Here is a 17710-nt window from a genome sequence, read left to right as displayed (position 1 = left end):
CATCCCCCTCGCTTCTGTTGCGGAGCAAGGGAGTTGCGGGCCGGGGCGCCGAGCGCGGCCCGCGGTCCGTCCCTCCGGGCCGGGGCGCGTGCGCTCGCCCGAAGGGGCGCACGAGTGCCCCGGAAACATCGATCGGCGTGCCATCACCCGTCAGGTGACTCTTCTCCTCCGCACGGATGACGAGCCCTTGTCGAGCGGTCCGCGGACATGGGTTTCTTGTGTCCTGCCACACGCCGGGGCCGCGCTTTCGCCCCGCGTTCCGCCGCGGCGCGAGAGGACGCGTGCATGGGAGTCATCCAGGACCGGGCCACGGCCCGGCTCGCCGACCCGGTGCAGCTCGGTGCGCTGCTCAGGCCGCGGGCCAGGTTCCTCGTCGAGCGGACCCACGAGCTGGAGTACGAGCGGATCGACTCGGTGTCCGACCTGCGGGTGCGCAGCGCCGTACCCCAGTGGCCGCTCTTCCCGCTCGACTCCCGCAGCGGCAACTGGAACGGGGTCGTGCCCACCCTCACCCGGTCCGACTTCCGCTGGGAGGGCGAGAGCACCGAGCCCGTGTGGATCGACCTGCTCGCCGAACTGGAGGTCGACCTGGTCGTCGACACCGACCCCGGCGGCCTCGACTCACTCGTCGTCAAGGCCGTCGACGAGTACGCCACCCTGGACGAGTTCCGCGCCCAGTTCCGCTTTCTCGACCTGGACGGCTTCATGCGCAGCCACGGCCTCGTCACGGTGGAGGACCTGCGCGACTGCGGCGAATACCTGCGCACCGAGGTGAGGTTGCGCAGGCCGCCCGCCTTCGACCCGGCCAGCCCCGCCAACCGGCGCACCGTCGCGGTGGACGCCGCCGTCGTCGTCGGCGCCCCCGACGACGTGGCCGGGGCGATACGGGCGGCCCGCCTCGTCGCCGCCGCGGCGGGCGCCCGCCCGCCGGCACCCGGGCCCTTCGGGGTGCGCGTCGCGCCGTACGCACTGGCCGTCGCGTTCCCCGCCCCCGTACCGCAGCCGCCCGCGCCGCCGCCCGCCGGACCGGGGCTCGGCCAGGCGCAGATCGAGAGCCTGCTGGCGGGCGCGGGCATCGCCGCGCTGTTCCTGCCGGACGCCTGACAGCCCCTGCCCAGCCGCTCCCGCCCGTCGTCCCAGGTTCCCTCCCTGCCGGAAGGAAGCAGGTCCCATGCCCGACACGCCCGTCCGCTACGTCCGCGTCAAGACCGAGGGTGTCCCCTTCGCGCCCGCCGTCCGCTCCTACGGCAACGTCGCCGTCGTCGGTGTGGCGAACCCGCCCGACGTCGTGCCGCCGGACTTCCTCAGACCCAACACCCCCTACCTCTTCACCGATGTCGCCGAGGCCCGCAGGATCGCCGCCGGGCCCCTCGGCGAGGCCGTGGCGACCGCGCTCGTCCAGGAGCCGGGCCCCGGCCAGGTCTGGGGCGTACGACTGGCCCAGCCCAACGCCCACGACGACGCGTTCGCCAAGGTGGCCACGCTCGACGTGCAGTTGGTCGTCGTCGCCGGCACCGAACTGGCCGCGGCCGGCACCCCGCCGGTCTCGACCCCCGCGATCGTGAAGCTGGCCGAACACGTCTCCGCGCCCGCGGCCGACGGCATGGAGCGCATGGGGGTCGCCATGCTCGCCAAGGGCAGGTCCGACCCCTCCGTGGTGACCGGCACGCTCGCCTCCGAACGCATGGTGTACGTGGCGCACAAGAGCGACGAGGACGTCGCCGCCGCCGTGGCCGGCACCATCGCCGGGTACGAACCCCATGTCTCCCTGCTCCTCAAGCAGGTCAAGGTCAGCTCCGGGGCCTTCACCGCGCAGGAGCTGATCGCGCTGAACGGCAGCGAGGGCGAGAGCAGCGGCGGCCCGGCCGGCAAGGGCGTCAACTGGCTGGTCGACCCGCCGCTCATCCCCGGCTCCGGGGTGTACCTGGGCGAGGGCTACACCGGAAGTCCCGGCACCAAGAAGTACATCGACATCGTCCGCGCCGTCGACGACATCACCTTCCGGCTCAAGGCCCGGCTCATCGGCACCATCGGCAACCTCCGGATCAGCCGCTCCGGACTGCGCGGCCTGGTCGCCGAGCTGGAGACCGTCCTCGAACCGCTGCGCCGGGCCGAGGTCATCGAGGAGTACGAGGTCGTCGTCCCGATCCTCGCCCTGCTCGACAAGCCGCAGCGGACCCCCGCCGAGGACGCCCTCATCCAGGCCGCCCAGACCGAGCGCGCCGCCGAGGCCATGGTCAGGGTCGACTACGCCGGGGCGGTCCACCGCATCAACGTCACCCTGAAGTTCGACTGAGGAGCCGTCTTCATGTCCGATTGGAACACCCGGCTGGAAGTCAAGCTCGGTGGCCGGACCGTCTCGCCGATCACCAACTTCTCCCCGTCGTTCAACGTCCCGCACACGGTGATCCACAGCCTGGAGGCGGACGGCGTCGGCTATGTCCGCCAGCCCTTCACCTTCACCTTCACGCTCACCATCCCCGCCGTCGCGACCGCCGTCGCCGATCTCACCGAACTCGCCGTCACCGGAGGGGAGTTCGCAATCGCCGTGGTCGAGAAGAAGGGGAACGACTGGGCGTTCTCCGCGCTCAAGTTCAGCCGCTGCATGGTCAGCGCCGCCCAGCCGAGCAACGTCACCGTGGACGGCGTCCCGCAGGCCACCTTCACCTGCATGGCCCTCAACGTCGGTGTGGAGGACTGACGATGCCCCCCGAGGACGGGTTCCCCGCCGCGCCGGCCGGCTCCCACGAGGCCGGCGACCGGGTCGAGCGCACCGGCATCGCCCTCGTCCACGAGGGCGAGTACATCGTGCCCGCCCCCGGGAGCGCGGCCGCCGTGTCCCACCGGAGCGACGCGGGCCAGGTCGTCCACTACCACTTCCCGGTGGAGGTGGAGGTGGTCGGCACGCTCCAGGAGCACCACGTCCGGCGGATCGCCGCGCACGTCTTCGAGGAGCTCGACCGTGAACTCGGCAGCCGGGGATAGCCGGTGGCCGGGGCGGAGAAGGTACTCGTCGGCGCGATCCCCCTGCTGTACGTGCAGAGCATCACCATGACCGAGGGGTACCGGGTCGAGCGGATCCTGAACAGCAGGTTCTCCCAGGCCACCCAGCCCTCCACGAAGACCCTCGCCATCGAGGCGGTGCTGCTCGGTCCCGACCGGTTCGCGACGAAGAAGGCCCTGGAGATCCTGGCGCTCACCTCGCGGGCGCTGCTCTCCGCCGCGGGCCCGGCCCTCGCGGCCACCGGTGTCCCGGTCGTCTGCGGGCTCACGCTCAGCCTCGACATGCAGATCACCGACCTGCGGTTCGCCCAGAGCGTGCAGAAGCGGGATGCCTTCGACCTGTCCATGACCCTTCAGCACGTGCCCCGTTCCAGCCTGAGCGCGCTGGCCGGCGAGGCCGCCGACCTGGCGCTCGCCGCGGGGAGCGCCGCCGTCCCCGCCGTGCCCGCTCCCGGCGCCGTACCCCGCTCCCTGGGCCCGCCCCTCGGCTGAGCCCGGCCGGGGCCACCCCGTCCCACCTCACTCCCCCACCGTCCTGTTCCGAGAGGAGGTCCCGATGCAGGCGAGTCTGCCCGTCGACGCCGACGAAGGCTTTCCGCAGTCCTTCCGGCTGCGCCTCGGCGAGCACGTCCACCGGGTCGAGCTGTACGTCAACGCCGCCGAGGAGACGGTGGCCGCGGGCGGCGTCCTCGACCTGCTGGGCGGCGGCCCGTTCCTGGTGGTCGCCGTGGCCCGCGAGGAGCCGGGCGGACTCGTCCCGCTCGTCCGCCGCAGGGCCGTACGCGGCCTGCCCTGCCCGGTCGGCGCGTTCCGGCTCGTCTTCCGGGAGGCCCGGGTGGACGTGCGCAACCTCAACGGCACCGGCGGCTACGGCTCGACGGTCCTCGCGGAGGTGTCCACCCGGTGAGCTTCGCCATCCGCTACAGCCTCACCCTCGACGAGGCACCCGCCGACGGGCCCGCCGCGCTCCTCGGCACGGTCACCGCGGGCGCCGTCTCCGCCGGGGCGGGCACGGGCGCCTTCGCGGGCCCGGCCGCGCTCCCGCTGACCGTCTCCAACGACGTCTTCGGCGGCTCCCTGGTCCTCGACGCCGACCTCACCGTCACCATGGCCGAGGGCGCCGTCGCGAGCACCTTCGAGGCGGTCCTGGTCAACCTGCCCGCCCAGACCGTCACGATGCTCCGCGCCACCCTCGCCCGCAGGCCGCTCACCGCCACCGTCCGGCTCGGCTACTTCGACGACACCGGCGTCGGCCGCCGCCCCGTCATGGCGGGCCGGGTCGTCAAGATCGCCTCCTGGGTCGCCGAGGACGGCCTCAGCAGGGTCAGGATCACCGGTCAGGACGCCGGCGGCTACGCCCTGCGCATGACCTCGGCGGGTGTCCACCGCGCCCGGTCCGCCGACGCGCTGGAGTTCGCCGGGCGGGTCGTCGAGGCGGCGGGGCTCACCCTCGCCCCGGGGTCCGCGCTCCGCACCGAACTCAGCGACCACACCGTGCGCAACCCCACCGCGCTCGCCGCGCTGCGCGCGCTCGCCGAGACCGCCCGCGCGCCCGTCGTGATCCGTGACGGGCTTGTCCTCATCGGTCCGGCGGTCGGCTCCGACGACCCGGCGCCGGTCGTCTTCGACCCGGAGCTCAACCTCGTCTCGTACGGCGACGCGCAGGGCGAGGAGACCCTCGTGGTCGCACCCGGCGAGGACCGCCCGCCGGTCCGCACCTCGCTGAACCCGGTCGTGCTCGGCCACCCCGACCTGCGGGTCGGCCAGGTCGTCACCCTCCGCGGCGTCGAGGACGCCCCGGCCGGGCCGCTGCGCGTCAACCGGCTCGTGCACCGCTTCGGCGCGCGCACCGGCTACGTGTGCGAGGTCCAGCTCGTCGCGGCGGCGGCCGGGCAGTTCGTGGAGGCCGTCGACGGGGTCCGGGCCGTCGCCGACCGCATGGACACCGGCGCCGAGCGGGCCCTGCTCGCCCGCCCCGCCGTCGACGTCGGCGAGGTCAGCTCGTACCGGCCCACGGGCCATCAGGTGTCCCTCGCCTACGGACAGTCCCCGCCGCCCTCCCTGGGCACGCCCAGTGTCAGCGGCCCGGTCGGCGACGACGTCCTGCTCGACAAGCCCGTCGCCGCGCCCTTCGCCTTCGGCCCCTGTGGTCTGATGACCCCGGTCTACCCCGGGATGCGCGCCCTGCTGGCCCACAACCGCAACCTCGTCAACGACGCCGTCGTCGTCGGCTACCTCTGGCCGCGCACCCCGGGCGCCCGGAGTCCCGTACCCGAACCAGGCGACCACTGGCTAGCCCTGCCCACCGGCACCGGTTCCGACGGGCAGCCCGCGGGCCCCGGCGTCAACGACCTCACCGACGCCGCGGGCGGCCGGGTCATCCAGGCCCGTGGCCTGCACATCCTCGTCGGGACGCGGAAACTCCCGCAGGTCGGCACCCGTCCCACGCCGCCCGCCGACGACTCCGTCTCCATCGAGCACCACACCGGCACCACCATCGAGATCGACCCCGCCGGTGCCGTCACCGTCCGCACCAAGGGAAGCGGGATCATGCTGACCAACGGGACCGTGAGCCTGTCCCTCGACGGCCCCTCGGTGCGGGTGACGTGATGGCCGAAGTCCTCACCACCGCCGCCGTCCTGAAGTGCGCCCACGGCGGCACCGTCGCGGCCGTCGCCTCGCAGAGCGTGCTGACCGTCGGCGGCGCCCCCGCGCTGCTGGTCACCGACCTGCTCACCGCGACCGTCCCCGACTGCCCCAACGTCGACGCCACCAAGGGCCAGGCGCCCTGCGTACGGATCACGGCGCTCAGCGCCGGAACCAGCAGGCTCCTCACGGTCGGCGGCACGCCCGTCGCCCTGGCCACCGCGAAGGGCACCACCCAGGCCGTCCCCGTGCTCCCCGTCGCCTGGCAGGTCACGGACCCGGGCCAGACCCTGCTGAACACGGACTGAGGAGCCGACCACCCATGCACATCCCGGCCCCCCTGGAACCCCCGGCCCCCCCGGGTCCCCCGGAACTCCTGGACCCCTTCGGCCACGGCCTCCTCCTCGACGACGGCGATCTCGTCGTCCGCGGCGGCGGCCTCGCCGAGGTGCGCGGCCCCGCCAACCTCGTCCAGGCCCTGACCCTGCGCCTGCTCACCCCGTACGGCACCGACCGCTGCAACCACCGGTACGGGCTCAGCGCAGGCGAGGCGTTCACCCACCCCGGCGGCCCCCGCGTCCTCAAGGACCTGCTGCGCCTGGAGATCGTCCGCACCCTCGGCGCCGACCCACGGGTGCGGGAGGTCCTCGACGTCGCCTTCACCGAGGACCGGGCCGCCCGGCTCCTCACCGTCCGGGTCCTCCTCGAAGCCCTCGACGGCCGGACCACCGCACTGTCCGCCGCCCTGTCCGCCGCCCTGGAGGTGTGAACCATGACGTACGGCGTGACCCGTGACGGCTTCGTCCTCAAGGGCCTCGACGTGATCCTCGCCGAGAGCAAGGCCCGTACCCGCGCCGCCCTCGGCGCCGATGTCGACCTGTCGTCCACCAGCCCCCTCGGCAAGATCCTGGAGGTGGTCGCCCAGGAGGACGCCGAGCTGTGGAAGCGGATGGAGGCCCTGTACTACGGGCAGTTCACCGCCACCGCCGACGGCGCCTCCCTCGACCTGCTCGGCGACGACGCGGGCCTCACCCGGCACACCGGCCGCCGCGCCGGGACCGTGGCGCTCACACTGACCGGCGGCGTCCCCGGCCGCACCTACGTGGTGCCCGCGGCGACCGTCCTGCTCGGCGACGGCGAACCCGCGCGGGCCTTCGCCACCACCGCCCCCGTCGAACTGACCGCCGCCGCGCCGGCCCGTACCGTACGGGTCCTGGCCGTGGACCCCTCCGAGGCGCCCGTCGCCGCCGGGAGCGTCGACAACGTGCATCCGGCCCACCGCGCCCAGTACCTCGCCGACTGGCCGCCCGCCGCCCTCGTCGTCACCAACCCGGCGCCCTTCGACGAGCTGATCCCCGAGGACGACGACGCCTACCGCGCCCGGATCATCGCCCTGCCGCGCGCCCTGTGGACCCTCGACAGCGTCCAGCAGGCCGCGTTGGGCGTGCCCGACGTGATCGACGCGCGGGTCACCGACCCGCTCGGCGGGATCGACGTCTCCCAGGCGTACTTCGGCGGCTTCGACTTCGGCGGCCGTACCTTCAGCGACGAACGCCGCGTCGGCGAGCCCTACTTCGCCGAGGTCGCCGTCGCCCACCGGGGCCTGCGCCCCTGGCGCACCCTCCCGGCCCCCGGTTCGGTGACCGGCCTGTACGAGCTGGTGGAGAGAGCCGTCGACCGGGTACGGCCCGTCGGCATCCACCTGAACATCGTCGAGGCCGACCACATCGACGTCGCCGTGCGCGCCGAGATCGTCCTCGCCCCCGGCTTCGACGGCCCCGCCGTCATCGGCGGTGTCCGGGACCGGCTCGCCGCCGACATCGGCCGGCTCCGCCTCGGCGACGACGTCCTCTACGCCCGGGTGATGTGCGCCGTCGCCGGGCGGCCCGGGGTCGACGACGTGCGCCGGCTCCATCTGCGGCGCTGCCCGCCCGCCTTCGGCCGCTTCGGCTTCGGCGGTGTCCCCTACCAGCTCGGCACCGTGGAGGCCCCCGTCGGGGAGTCCCTCGCCATGGGCCCCACCGAGATGGCCGTCTTCGCCGCCGACGCCGCGCTCAGCAGCATCGAGGTGGTCACCCGATGACCTCTCCCGGCGTCCTGCCCCTCGCACCCGGCCTGCCCCGCCTCGCCGCCGCCGACATGGCCGCCCGGCTCACCGCGCCCTTCGGCCGGGGCGCCGACCGGCTGCGGCTCGTGGTGCGGGGCACGGCCGTCGAGCCGTACGACTTCGGGCTGCACACCGCCCGGTACGGGGTGGTGCCGCAGCCGCTCTACATCCTCCAGGCCCGCCGGGACATCCCGGCCGGGACCACCGTCACCCTCGCCGTCCAGGGCGGCGCCACCCTCCCGGTGCCCCTGGCCGAGGGGCTCACCGCGGGCACCTCCGTGCCGCTGCCCGCCGGCACCGGGCTCCTCACCGGTATCCGGTCCGGCCTGGCCGGCGACCAGGAGGAGTGGTGGCAGCTCACCGCTCTCCTCGGCACCATGGGCCGGCTGCTGTGGGCGACGGGCTGGGAGCGCGACCACCTGCGCCGGCAGCTCGCCCGGACCGTCGCCCAGCGTTCCCTCGCCCAGGCGCACGGCGTCCACCTCGACCGCAACGGCGCGGGCCACGGTGTGGTCCGCGCGCCCGGTGAGAGCGACGACGCCTACCGCCGCCGCCTCACCGTCGCCCGCCGCTGGACACTGCCCACCCCCGCCGGGCTCACCGCCGCCCTCAACGACGCCGTCGGCCCGATCGACGGTGTCCCCGACCCGCTCGTCCTGGACGACACCGACGCCGAACTGCGCCGCGGCATCCTGCCGTTGCGTGTCGTGCCCGCCACGCTCCTGGCCGGCCGCAGCATCGACACCGCCGGAACCGTCGCCGCCGGACTGCGGCTCCCACCGGCCGAGGACCCCTTCCACCCGGCCTTCCTCACCACGCTCGACCCCGCCCTCGTCGACGCGGCCACCCCGCCCCGTGCCCAGCCGGCCGTCGCCGCCGCCGTCGCCCGGCTCGCCCCGCTGCTCACCGGACGGGTCCGCGTCCACGCCGCCTACGACCCCTCGGCCGGCGACGCCCGCGCCACCGGCCGCGCCCTGCGCCTGAGCCACCCCGCCACCGGCCCCGCACGGCTCGCCGCCCTCGCCCACCGGGCCGGCTTCGACCTGGTCACCCACCGCCGGGACGGCACCGTGCACGCCGAGTGCGCCCCCGGTGAACTCCTCGGCATGGACACCGCAGGCGGTCGGCTCCCCGTGGACGGGCAGCTCACCCTCACCGTCCGGCCCTCCCCGCCGCCCGGCTCCCTCGTCCGCTGGTACGTCGTCCACTGCGGCGCGGGCCGCGGTGAACTCGTCACACCCGCCGAAGGCGCCTCCGTCGCCCTCCGGGGCCGGGCCGCGGGCCGGGTCGTCGTCATCGCCGAACTGCGCCTCGCCGGTCTCACGCTCACCGCCACCCGCGAGATCGTCGTGCACCCCGTCACCGTCGCCGACGGCACCGCGATCGGCGCCGACGGCACCCTGAACCCCGCGCCGCCGCCTCCCACCCTCCCCGGCGAGGCCCTCCACCCCGTCTTCCTCGTGACGCACGACGACCCGGTGCACGCCGAGTACGGCACCGAGGCGGACAACCGTCGGATGCGGCGCGAGGTCGCCGAACACCTCGACGGCCTCATCGCCCTGCTGCCCCCGTCCACCACCGGCAGGCTGGCTGTACGCCGCGACCTCACCGCCACCGCGAGCGCCCTCGCCGGGGAGGGCCGCGAACTGCGCCTGAGCCACCCCGGTCTCACCCTCGGCCCGCTCGGCGCGCTCGCCCACCGGGCCGGCTTCAGCCACGTACACGTCGGCGCGGGCGCCGTGACCGTCGCCCAGGAGGAGCAGGACCCCGTACGGGTCCTCGCGCCCGGCCTCCCCGACGGGGTGCTGGAGACCGGCGCCACCGCGAAGCTCGTCGTCACACCTGGGGCGGCGGAGGTCGGCGCCGTCGGTGTGCTCGTCTGGTCCACCGGCGACGGCGCCGCACAGCTCGTGACCACGGCGCCGGGCGAGATGTCCGTACGGGGCCTGCGTCCGGGGCCCGCCTGGGTGCAGGGCGCCTACCGCGTCGGGGACAGGCCGGGCGCGTACCGGTTCACGGTGCGGCTGCGCCCCGAACTCGCCGGCCACGCCCTGGCGCCAGGCACCCGCGACCTGATCGTCAACCTCCTCGCCGGCCTGCGCCCGTTGGGCGTCGAGGTCGTCACCCGTCCCCTGACCGGAGGGAATCCGTGACCGACATCAGCTTCAGCCCCACCTTCAGACATGTGGCGTGGGTGGACAACCGCGACCGCGTGGCGGCGAGCGGGCAGAACGGCTTCAACGTGCGCTTCGACGCGCTCCAGAAGGACCTGGAGAGCCTGTCGACGGTGGTGGGGGCGATCGACGCGGGCCTGAAGTCGGTGGGGCAACGCCCGGTGGTGGAGCGGCTGCTGACGCTGGCGCCCGCCTTCTCACCGGTGGACGGCGAGAAGCCGTGGTCCCTCGACACCTACGGGGTGGCCATCAGGAAGAACCCGGACGACCAGTCCATCAGGGGGATCGCGCCCATCACGCCGCCCGACGGCGTCACCCTGCGCCGGCTCCGCGCCACCGGCCAGAACAGCGGCGCGGGCACCTTGGTCGTCAGCCTGTACCGCGTGCCGCTCGCCGATGCCGGCAACCGCGAGGCGGTCGCCCAGGTGCGGTGCTCCGGGGGCCCGTTCGGCGACCCCCAGGAGGTCCAGCCCGACAAGAACCGGGTCGACATGGGCACGTACCGCTACTTCGTCGACGCGTACGTCGACGGCGCCCCCGCCGGAAACGTCATCTACATCACCAGCGTCCAGCTCTCCTACCTCGGCAACTGACCGGCACCTGCACGGCAGTCGAGAACGCCCATCGAACGGAGGCCTCATGGCCGACAGGCTCGTCATCCCCATCGACGGCACGGACAACGGCTCACGGCCGTGGCCCGACACCAACACGACCAAGACATGGGACAACAACAGCCTCTGGCTGCGCACCTTCACCGACCCGCAGCACCCCCATGACCCCAACTACCCCGTCGACAGCAACACGACCCGCGTGGGCGAGGAGACCACGGTCATGGTCCGCGTCAGGAACAAGGGTTCCGACCCCGCGCTCGGTGTCAAGATCCAGGCCTGGCTGTTCCCGCCGGGCTTCGGTGAAATGAAGACGTCGTCCGCGTACATGGGCTTCGACCTCACCCCCGCGCGGGACATCCCGGCCGGGACCACGCTCGACATCCGCGTGCCACCCATCTGGAAACCCTCGGAGCCCGAGTACCAGAGGACGAGCGGCGGCCACTTCTGCATCGCCGCCAACTGCTACCAGTCCGACACGGTCGCCAACCCGGAGGGCAAGCTCCTCGGCGTCAACGACACGGTCCGGCCCAGCACCGACCAGCACCACGCCCAGCGCAACATCGTCCTGCTGCCCGCCCCGCAGGGCTCCGGCACGTCCTCGAAGGTCCCCACGACGACCTACCCGCCGCCGGGCGGCAGCCAGCAGTACCTCGTCAGCGCCGAGCACGTGACGACGAAGCCCAGCGCCGGCCAGCTCGCCATGCTCGTGCACCACCCCGGCATCGTGGCGACCGAGGCCGACCTCGCCCGCGGGGAGATCTCCCTGAACACCTCCCGCGGGCCCGTGCCCGTCACGGTCGGCACCGAGCCGCCCGGCTTCACTCTGCGGTCCGACCACATCCCCGGGCTCGACACCCTCTTCGGCTTCGCCGCGGACCGGCCCGACCGGGTCGACACCGACATCGTCGTCGAACGGCCCAAGGACGCCCCGGTCGGCAGCCTGCACACCTTCGACCTCGCCCTGTGGAGCGAACGGGGCGACATGATCGGCTCGGCGCTGCGCGTGATGCTCCTGGTCACCGAGTAGCCCGGCCCGGACCGATGGAGATCCATGTCCGCGTGCCGGTGCGGATCACCCTCACCGGCGAGCCCGGCGCCGACGAACTGGCCGCGCTCACCGGGCGGCTGACCGCGCTCGTCGCCGGGCGGCTCGCACAGGCCGAGCGGCAGCTCGGACGCCACCGCCGGACAGCGCCGTGGGCAGCCGGCGGCGAAGGGGTACAGGAGGCGCACGACCCCGGCCGGGACGTGGCCGGCGGCTACGCCCTGCCCTCGTACGCCGACGCCGGCCGCCGTACCGGGGTCCCGGTGCGGGGCCGGGAGCCCTGGACCGTGGTCGGCACCGCGCGGGCCCGGATCGAGGTCGGGCGGTTCCTCGGGTACGTGGCGGAGGTGCTGCGGCAGCCGTTCCCGCAGGCCGCGCTGTACGCCTCGCTGGCGGGCACGGTCCGCCCGGTGGACGTCTGGATCGTGCGCCTCGACAAGCGGTACGTGCCGGAGGAGTTGGGGACGGAGCTGGTCGCCAGAAGCACCCCGGCCGAGAGGGGCGACAAGGAGAGCAGGAGGGCCGGCGAGAAGGAGGGGAGGACCGAGCCGGCCTGGGCGCTCGCCGCGTCGGCCGCCGCGCTGCACCGGCTCACCGAGGCCGACGAGAGCGGGACGCTCGCCACCCGGATGCCCCGGCTCCCGCCGCGGCACGTCGTCTTCGCCTCCATGCGCCTGCCGCGCGTCGACCTCACCGACGTCGTCGTGCTCGGCTCCGCCCGCCCGGTCCCCATGACCGTGCGCGGGGCCGGGTTCTGCGTCGACCGGACCGTCTTCGAGCGGGCCACCGGCATCCCGTGGAGCCGGTACGCCGAGGAGTACGCGAGCGAACTCACCACGGTCTGGACCCAGCCGGCCGTCCTGCGCCCTGACTCGAACCCGCTGCGCACCCCGGCCGGCATCGAGCGCGAGGCCCTCTTCCTGCTGCTCGACCGGCACGCGGGGGACGGCCCCCCGCACCGCGTACCGGCCGCCGCCCTCTTCGTCGCCGAGGGGGAGGTCTTCCCCGGGCTGCCCGAGTCCGTGCGGCGGCGGACCGAATGGCCCGCCGAGGCGGGCGAGCGGGTGCTCTACTGCCGGGCCTGGTTCGACCTCTCCCCCGAGACCGTCGGCGCCGCGTTCTTCCGGCCGAGGGCCCGGGAGCTGGTGGCCGCCCTCCTCCCGCTGCTCGGCGGCGACCGCTTCGGCGACGCCCTGGACACCCTCCTCACCGAGTCCACCCCGCACGAGCGGGGCCGCTTCGGCAGCCGCTTCGCCCATGTACTGGCCGAGCTCGAACAGCTGGGGAAACTGGGCGAGTTCTTCGACCGCGCCGACGCCACCCGCCGGTTCGCCCTGCGGCTGCGCCTGCTCCAGCGGTGCGAGACCACCCCGTACGCGCACCACGAGCGGGTACGGGCCCTGCGCGCCGCCCTCTCCCAGGAGCGCGCGGCCACCACCGCCCACGCCTACACCCCAGGCGGCCCCGGCCAGGGGGCGATCCAGCTCGACCGGCGGCCGTCGGGGACGGTACGCGCCGGTCAGCTCCTGGGCGACGCCGACATCCTCTACCGCAAGAGCCTGGGCGCACAGCGTCCCAAGCCGGGCAGGGCCGAGGCCCTGCGCGCCGAACTCCTCGCCCAGCGGGCCCGGCTGGTCGAGGACGTCCTCACCGGACGCGACCGACAGGCCTACAGCGAGGCCGAGTTCGCCGCGCTGGCCGTCGAGCGGGCCGCGCGGGCGGCGAGGATCACCGCGGACGACTTCGAGGAGGTCGAGGTCGAGTACGGCATCCGGCTCCTGGAGGTGCTCGCCACCCAGCAGCAGGGGCTGCCCTCCTACGACGTGCGGTTCGAGATCGTCTCGCGGGTCGTGGGCGGCGGCGACACCTGGAGGTGCGCCGCGGGGCCGTCGACCGAACCCGTCGGGGAGTTCGAGGCCCGGCTCGTCCAGTGGCGGCTGGGCCGTGCCGGGGATCTCTACCGGATCGCGGGATTCGCCGTGGTCGCCGTCGGCGGCCTCGCCCTCGCCTGGGAGGCGGGCGTCGTCGCCTCCCTCGTCCGACTGGGCGGCGGAGGCACGGCGGTGCGTGTCGGTGTCGGGCTCTCGGTGGACGCCTACCTGCTCAGGACCCTCCTCGCCGACGAGGAGGTCACGGTCGGCGGCTTCGCCGAGGCGGCCGTCGACGGCTACCTCGGCACGATCGGCTTCCGGATCGGCGGCGGGCTCGGCGGCTGGGCCGGGAGCCGGATCGGCACCGCCACCCTGCGCGCCCGGATCACCTCCTGGATCACGGCCAAGCTCCTCACCGGCACGGTCGGCGGGGGCACCACGGGGGCTCTGGCGGTCTTCGCCCACGACGTCGTCACCGTCGCCTTCCAGGACGGACAGTGGTCGGGCATCGACACGTACGTGCGCCGGATGGAGTTCGACGCGGTCGTCGGCATCGTCGGCGTCTTCGTCGCGGAGCCCGTCCTGCGCGCACTGCTCACCCGGGCCGGGCCGACCCTGGTCAAGGCCGCTTTGCTCACCCGGCTCCTGAGGGACGAAGGGGTCACGGCCGAGCGGTGGGCCGAGGCCATGGCCCTGACCCGGCGGCGGATGGAGCAGACCATGGGCCAGGGCCTCTCGGCGGCGGAGGCACGGGCCTGGACGCGGGCGCTCTCCGAGCGGGTCGACGAGGCGGCGGAGGGACTCGCCCACGGCCGGACGCCTTTGGGCACGCGACCCCCGGCGGCCGAGCCGGTGGCCGAGCCACCGGGCACGCGGGCTGCGAGCGGAAGGCCGCCGGGTGCGCGGCCTCCCGGTGCCTCGGTGCGACCGGCCGCCCCCGCCACCCGGTGGCCGAGCTGGCAGGAGCTCAAGAAGGCCTCGCTCGTCGACCGGGAGGCCGCCCTGGACCGCGCGTGGTACGAGAGGGCGCGGCCCGAGGAGTTGGCGGCCCGCGAGGCCGGCGACCCGGTCGCCAAGGAGTACCTGGACGAGGCCTGGGGCGGCCGGCACCGCCCGTACCGGCCCGAGCGGCCCACCGACCCCGCCGTACAGGAGCGGCTGCGCGAGGACCTGCGCGCGGCCCGCGCCCTCGTCGAGGCCGAGCGGCGGCGGCTGGAGGCGGCCGGGCTGCGCAAGCCCGCCACTCCTGAGCGCGCCGGATTCGAGGAACGGTCCACCGTGGGCGGGAAGCAGGAGGTGCCCGCGACCGCGAAGACGGCCGCCGGGTACGAGGGCACGGTCGCCGTCGCCCGCTCCGACATCCCCGCCCTCGCCGGAGAGTCCTTCGCCGGCGGATCACCGCGCGCCCTCGGCTCGTACGACCCCGCCCACGGCATCCGGCCTCCGGAGAACGTGGTCGTGCCGCAGGCCCACGGGCACGCCGAGCAGGATCTCGGCCAGCGGCTCGATGCCCGCCTCAACCGCCTGACCGGGGAGGAACGGGCCGCCGCGCGCGGCCGGACCGTGTACATCCGGGTCGACCAGGAGGTCTGTTCCGTCTGCGCCGCCGCGCTGGGCGGCGGGCCGCGCGCCGGGGTGCTCGCCCGGCTCAGCGCCCGGCATCCCGACATCGTCTTCGAGGTCACCGCCGACGACGTCAGCACCGTCTACCGGATCGTCGGCGGGAGGAGGGTGCCGTGAACGGGGCCGTGACGAGTGAGGGGGGAGAACAGGGCGGCCGACGGCGGTACTACCACCTGCCCGAGGGCATCGCCCGGCCCGAGGGGCTCGCCCCCGAGACCGCGCGGCTCCTGGAGGTCGCCGTCCGCCGGTCCCTCGTCGACGCCGTACGGGCGGCCGGCGGCCGAACCGCCGTACCCGCAGCGGCGGCTGCGGAACCCGGCGGGGCCCGCGAGCAGACGAACCCGGCGGCATCCGGTGCCGGGGACGAGGGCAGGGACGGCTACCGGGTGCCGAGTTACGACGACGGAGGCCGGCCGGTCGCCCTGCCACTGCTGCGCGGTCCTGGCGCGGACGCCGCCGGGGCCGTCGGCCGGCCCGCCGGCGGACTCGGCACCGGGGCCGGCACCGGGGCGGGGCTCGGCACCGGGTCCGGTGGGCGCGACCTGGGTGGCGGGGCGCACCCCTCGGCCGCGCACCGGGGCACCCCGGTGCCGCCGCCCGTGCGTGAGCGGGACTGGACCCCGGTGCGGCTCGCGGCCCTGCGGAGCCGCATGGGCCACGAGTACCGGAACGCGCTGCTCGGCCGGATCTCCGCCGACAGCCTCGTGGTCGGCTCGACGGACGTCCGGCTCGTGCCCGCGCTGGGCGGCCCCGACCGGGAGCGGACGGTCGCCGCCCGGCTGGGCGCCGGGGCCTTCTACCTGGACCCGATCGCCCGCGAACGGCTCGGCCTGGTCGCCGCGGCCGTGCCCGGCGCGGGCTACGCCGTGCACCGCGTCACCGACGACGGGCGCCGCCACGACACCGGGCTGCGGGTCGTCACCCGGGACACCGTGACCGTGCCGGCCGGCGTGCTCGCGTACACCGGCGATCTCACCACCCTCCGTGAGACGACGATCGTCGGCCGTGGGCCAGGTGCCTTCCGGGCGGCCGCCGCACGGATCGCCGACGCGCTCGAACACGGTCTGTCGGGCGCGCCGGGCTCGGTCGTCGCGGCCACCATGAAGTCCCACCTCCGGGGGCTCGACGCCGACGAACTCATGTCGGTCTTCGAGGAGTTGCGCAGGCGGGGGAAGCTGGGTGAGGCGCTCGCGCTGGTCCGCGTACGGGAGTTCAGGACCTTCCTGCACGAGCGGCAGGTGCCCTGGACGTACGTCCTCGCCAACTGGGAGCCCAACGTGGCCGACGGGGCCCAGGTGTTCAGCGGAGTCCTGTGGGGTGCGGGCGAGAACCTCTACCAAGTCGTCGAGGTCATCGGCATGTTGGCGGGGTCGGTGTTCTCCGAACAGCTCGCCCGGGAGCGGCACCGGTTCTGGACGGCGATCGTCACCTGTGTCGGGCATCCGCTGGTCACCGCCGAACAGGGTCTGCGGCAGCTGCGGGACACCTTCCTGGAGAAGCTGGAGCAGCTGGAGTTCTTCGACGCGGGGCGGGTCCTCGGGCAGCTGGTGATGACCCTGCTCACGCTGCCCGAGGCCGTCAGGGCTCTGCCGAAGCTGGCCGGGGGCGCCGTCCGCGCGGTGGTCTCCGTCAACCGCGTCGGCGTGGCGGCGCTCGACTCGATCGGGCTGCGGCTGATGGACGTGGTCCGTTTCCTGCTCACCGAGCGGCCGTCGACGGTCACCGCGGAAGGGGTCCTGCTCACCGTGGGCGGAGGCGACGACATCCTCGCCGCCGGGGCGAAGTCCAAGGGCACTTCGGTGCTTTCCCGTGCCGAGGTCGGCAAGGGGATGCTGGAGGACGGTGAGCGGCTGTTCACCCCGGCCGAGATCGACGAGCTGGTGCGGACGCTCGGCGAGGCGGAGCGGAAGGCTCCTCTTCAGGCGCCCGCGAAGACCCCGGCCGGGCCGGGCGGCGGGGGCGCGGGCACGGTGCTGACCGTGGAGGCGCTGGAGGACCTGGTCGCCCAGGCGATCGCCGAGGTCGGCGGTGCCGCGCTCACGCCCGCGACGCGCGGTACGAAGCTGCACCTCGCCTTCGCCCGTCTGGTCGAGGCGCGCTTCGCCGGCAGCGGACTGACCGTCGTCCCCGAGACGTCGCTGCGTGCCTTCTCCAGGCTGCCCGCCGAGATCCTGGACCTGCCGATCGAGACGTATGTGCGGCGCACCCCGGGCGTGGCCGAGCTGGAACAGCAGCTCAGACCGCTGTTCACCAACGACGGCGGGCCCCGGCTCGTCGGCGACCTGACGCCCGACCTCGTCGTCAGGGCCCCCGGCCGGCTCGTCGTCCTCGACCTGACCAGCGTCGAGCGCGTCCCGCACATGGCGAAGAACATGCTGTACACCGTCCTGCTCCACGAGTCGGGCGAGGCCGCCCTCGTGGGCGAGACGTACTGGCGTCACTTCGGGGCGACCGCCGCCGAGTTGGAGGCCCTGTATTCCAGGGAGTTCCGGCGGGCCAGGATCCAGCAGGCGGCAGGCAGGATCAAGAAGGTCCAGCGATCCGGGCAGACCCCGTAGCGCCCGAAGCGCCCGAAGACCCGGTGGAGGGCACCGCCGGGGCATCAGCGGAAGGCACCGCCGGGGGTCCGC

At 74.6% G+C, this 17710-nt stretch carries 15 protein-coding genes; all 15 read left to right on the top strand.

Annotation, left to right across the window (positions count from 1 at the left end):
• Positions 1–285 precede the first annotated feature (285 nt).
• The 15 genes from ACLVWQ_RS02365 to ACLVWQ_RS02295 all read left to right on the top strand — a co-directional run bounded on the left by ACLVWQ_RS02365 (position 286) and on the right by ACLVWQ_RS02295 (position 17638).
• Positions 286–1104, top strand: coding sequence for a hypothetical protein (locus ACLVWQ_RS02365; RefSeq protein ID WP_414106390.1), 819 nt, complete (start codon positions 286–288; stop codon positions 1102–1104).
• A gap of 67 nt (positions 1105–1171) precedes the next feature.
• Complete coding sequence (locus ACLVWQ_RS02360; protein WP_414106389.1) at positions 1172–2296, top strand: hypothetical protein; 1125 nt, start codon at positions 1172–1174, stop codon at positions 2294–2296.
• Positions 2297–2308: 12 nt separating this feature from the next.
• Positions 2309–2701, top strand: coding sequence for a hypothetical protein (locus ACLVWQ_RS02355; RefSeq protein WP_414106388.1), 393 nt, complete (start codon positions 2309–2311; stop codon positions 2699–2701).
• Positions 2702–2703: 2 nt separating this feature from the next.
• Positions 2704–2985 (top strand): hypothetical protein, encoded by a 282-nt coding sequence (locus tag ACLVWQ_RS02350; protein WP_414106387.1) that lies wholly within the window; start codon positions 2704–2706, stop codon positions 2983–2985.
• Positions 2986–2988: 3 nt separating this feature from the next.
• Positions 2989–3495, top strand: a complete 507-nt coding sequence (locus tag ACLVWQ_RS02345; RefSeq protein WP_414106386.1) for a hypothetical protein — start codon at positions 2989–2991, stop codon at positions 3493–3495.
• Between the two features lie 64 nt (positions 3496–3559).
• A complete protein-coding gene (locus ACLVWQ_RS02340) occupies positions 3560–3910 on the top strand; it encodes a hypothetical protein (RefSeq protein ID WP_414106385.1) in 351 nt (116 codons plus the stop codon).
• The gene (locus ACLVWQ_RS02335) at positions 3907–5613 is read left to right on the top strand and encodes a hypothetical protein (protein WP_414106384.1); all 1707 of its coding nucleotides are present in this window, start codon (positions 3907–3909) and stop codon (positions 5611–5613) included. The genes ACLVWQ_RS02340 and ACLVWQ_RS02335 overlap by 4 nt, the downstream gene beginning before the upstream one ends.
• The gene (locus ACLVWQ_RS02330; RefSeq protein WP_414106383.1) at positions 5613–5957 is read left to right on the top strand and encodes a hypothetical protein; all 345 of its coding nucleotides are present in this window, start codon (positions 5613–5615) and stop codon (positions 5955–5957) included. Before ACLVWQ_RS02335 ends, ACLVWQ_RS02330 begins: the two co-directional genes overlap by 1 nt.
• Positions 5958–5971: 14 nt before the next feature.
• Positions 5972–6418, top strand: a complete 447-nt coding sequence (locus ACLVWQ_RS02325; protein ID WP_414106382.1) for a hypothetical protein — start codon at positions 5972–5974, stop codon at positions 6416–6418.
• Positions 6419–6421: 3 nt separating this feature from the next.
• Positions 6422–7732, top strand: coding sequence for a baseplate J/gp47 family protein (locus tag ACLVWQ_RS02320; RefSeq protein WP_414106381.1), 1311 nt, complete (start codon positions 6422–6424; stop codon positions 7730–7732).
• The gene (locus tag ACLVWQ_RS02315) at positions 7729–9909 is read left to right on the top strand and encodes a hypothetical protein (protein ID WP_414106380.1); all 2181 of its coding nucleotides are present in this window, start codon (positions 7729–7731) and stop codon (positions 9907–9909) included. Before ACLVWQ_RS02320 ends, ACLVWQ_RS02315 begins: the two co-directional genes overlap by 4 nt.
• Positions 9906–10523: a hypothetical protein gene (locus ACLVWQ_RS02310; RefSeq protein ID WP_414106379.1), complete on the top strand. Its 618-nt coding sequence runs from the start codon at positions 9906–9908 to the stop codon at positions 10521–10523. Before ACLVWQ_RS02315 ends, ACLVWQ_RS02310 begins: the two co-directional genes overlap by 4 nt.
• Before the next feature lie 46 nt (positions 10524–10569).
• Positions 10570–11568, top strand: a complete 999-nt coding sequence (locus ACLVWQ_RS02305) for a hypothetical protein (protein ID WP_414106378.1) — start codon at positions 10570–10572, stop codon at positions 11566–11568.
• Between the two features lie 14 nt (positions 11569–11582).
• Complete coding sequence (locus ACLVWQ_RS02300) at positions 11583–15197, top strand: hypothetical protein (RefSeq protein ID WP_414106377.1); 3615 nt, start codon at positions 11583–11585, stop codon at positions 15195–15197.
• On the top strand, positions 15194–17638 hold the full coding sequence (locus tag ACLVWQ_RS02295) for a hypothetical protein (protein WP_414106376.1): 2445 nt from the start codon (positions 15194–15196) through the stop codon (positions 17636–17638). Before ACLVWQ_RS02300 ends, ACLVWQ_RS02295 begins: the two co-directional genes overlap by 4 nt.
• Positions 17639–17710 lie beyond the last annotated feature (72 nt).

The sequence above is a fragment of the Streptomyces sp. CWNU-52B genome, assembly GCF_047444975.1.
Classification (GTDB): Bacteria; Actinomycetota; Actinomycetes; order Streptomycetales; family Streptomycetaceae; genus Streptomyces.
This window is presented reverse-complemented; position numbering and strand designations above follow the sequence as displayed.

Excerpts from the sequence above, each read along its gene's own strand:
- ACLVWQ_RS02365 (WP_414106390.1), top strand. The coding sequence starts at position 286 with ATGGGAGTCATCCAGGACCGGGCCACGGCCCGGCTCGCCGACCCGGTG.
- ACLVWQ_RS02360 (WP_414106389.1), top strand. The coding sequence starts at position 1,172 with ATGCCCGACACGCCCGTCCGCTACGTCCGCGTCAAGACCGAGGGTGTC.
- ACLVWQ_RS02355 (WP_414106388.1), top strand. The coding sequence starts at position 2,309 with ATGTCCGATTGGAACACCCGGCTGGAAGTCAAGCTCGGTGGCCGGACC.
- ACLVWQ_RS02350 (WP_414106387.1), top strand. The coding sequence starts at position 2,704 with ATGCCCCCCGAGGACGGGTTCCCCGCCGCGCCGGCCGGCTCCCACGAG.
- ACLVWQ_RS02340 (WP_414106385.1), top strand. The coding sequence starts at position 3,560 with ATGCAGGCGAGTCTGCCCGTCGACGCCGACGAAGGCTTTCCGCAGTCC.
- ACLVWQ_RS02330 (WP_414106383.1), top strand. The coding sequence starts at position 5,613 with ATGGCCGAAGTCCTCACCACCGCCGCCGTCCTGAAGTGCGCCCACGGC.
- ACLVWQ_RS02325 (WP_414106382.1), top strand. The coding sequence starts at position 5,972 with ATGCACATCCCGGCCCCCCTGGAACCCCCGGCCCCCCCGGGTCCCCCG.
- ACLVWQ_RS02320 (WP_414106381.1), top strand. The coding sequence starts at position 6,422 with ATGACGTACGGCGTGACCCGTGACGGCTTCGTCCTCAAGGGCCTCGAC.
- ACLVWQ_RS02315 (WP_414106380.1), top strand. The coding sequence starts at position 7,729 with ATGACCTCTCCCGGCGTCCTGCCCCTCGCACCCGGCCTGCCCCGCCTC.
- ACLVWQ_RS02305 (WP_414106378.1), top strand. The coding sequence starts at position 10,570 with ATGGCCGACAGGCTCGTCATCCCCATCGACGGCACGGACAACGGCTCA.
- ACLVWQ_RS02300 (WP_414106377.1), top strand. The coding sequence starts at position 11,583 with ATGGAGATCCATGTCCGCGTGCCGGTGCGGATCACCCTCACCGGCGAG.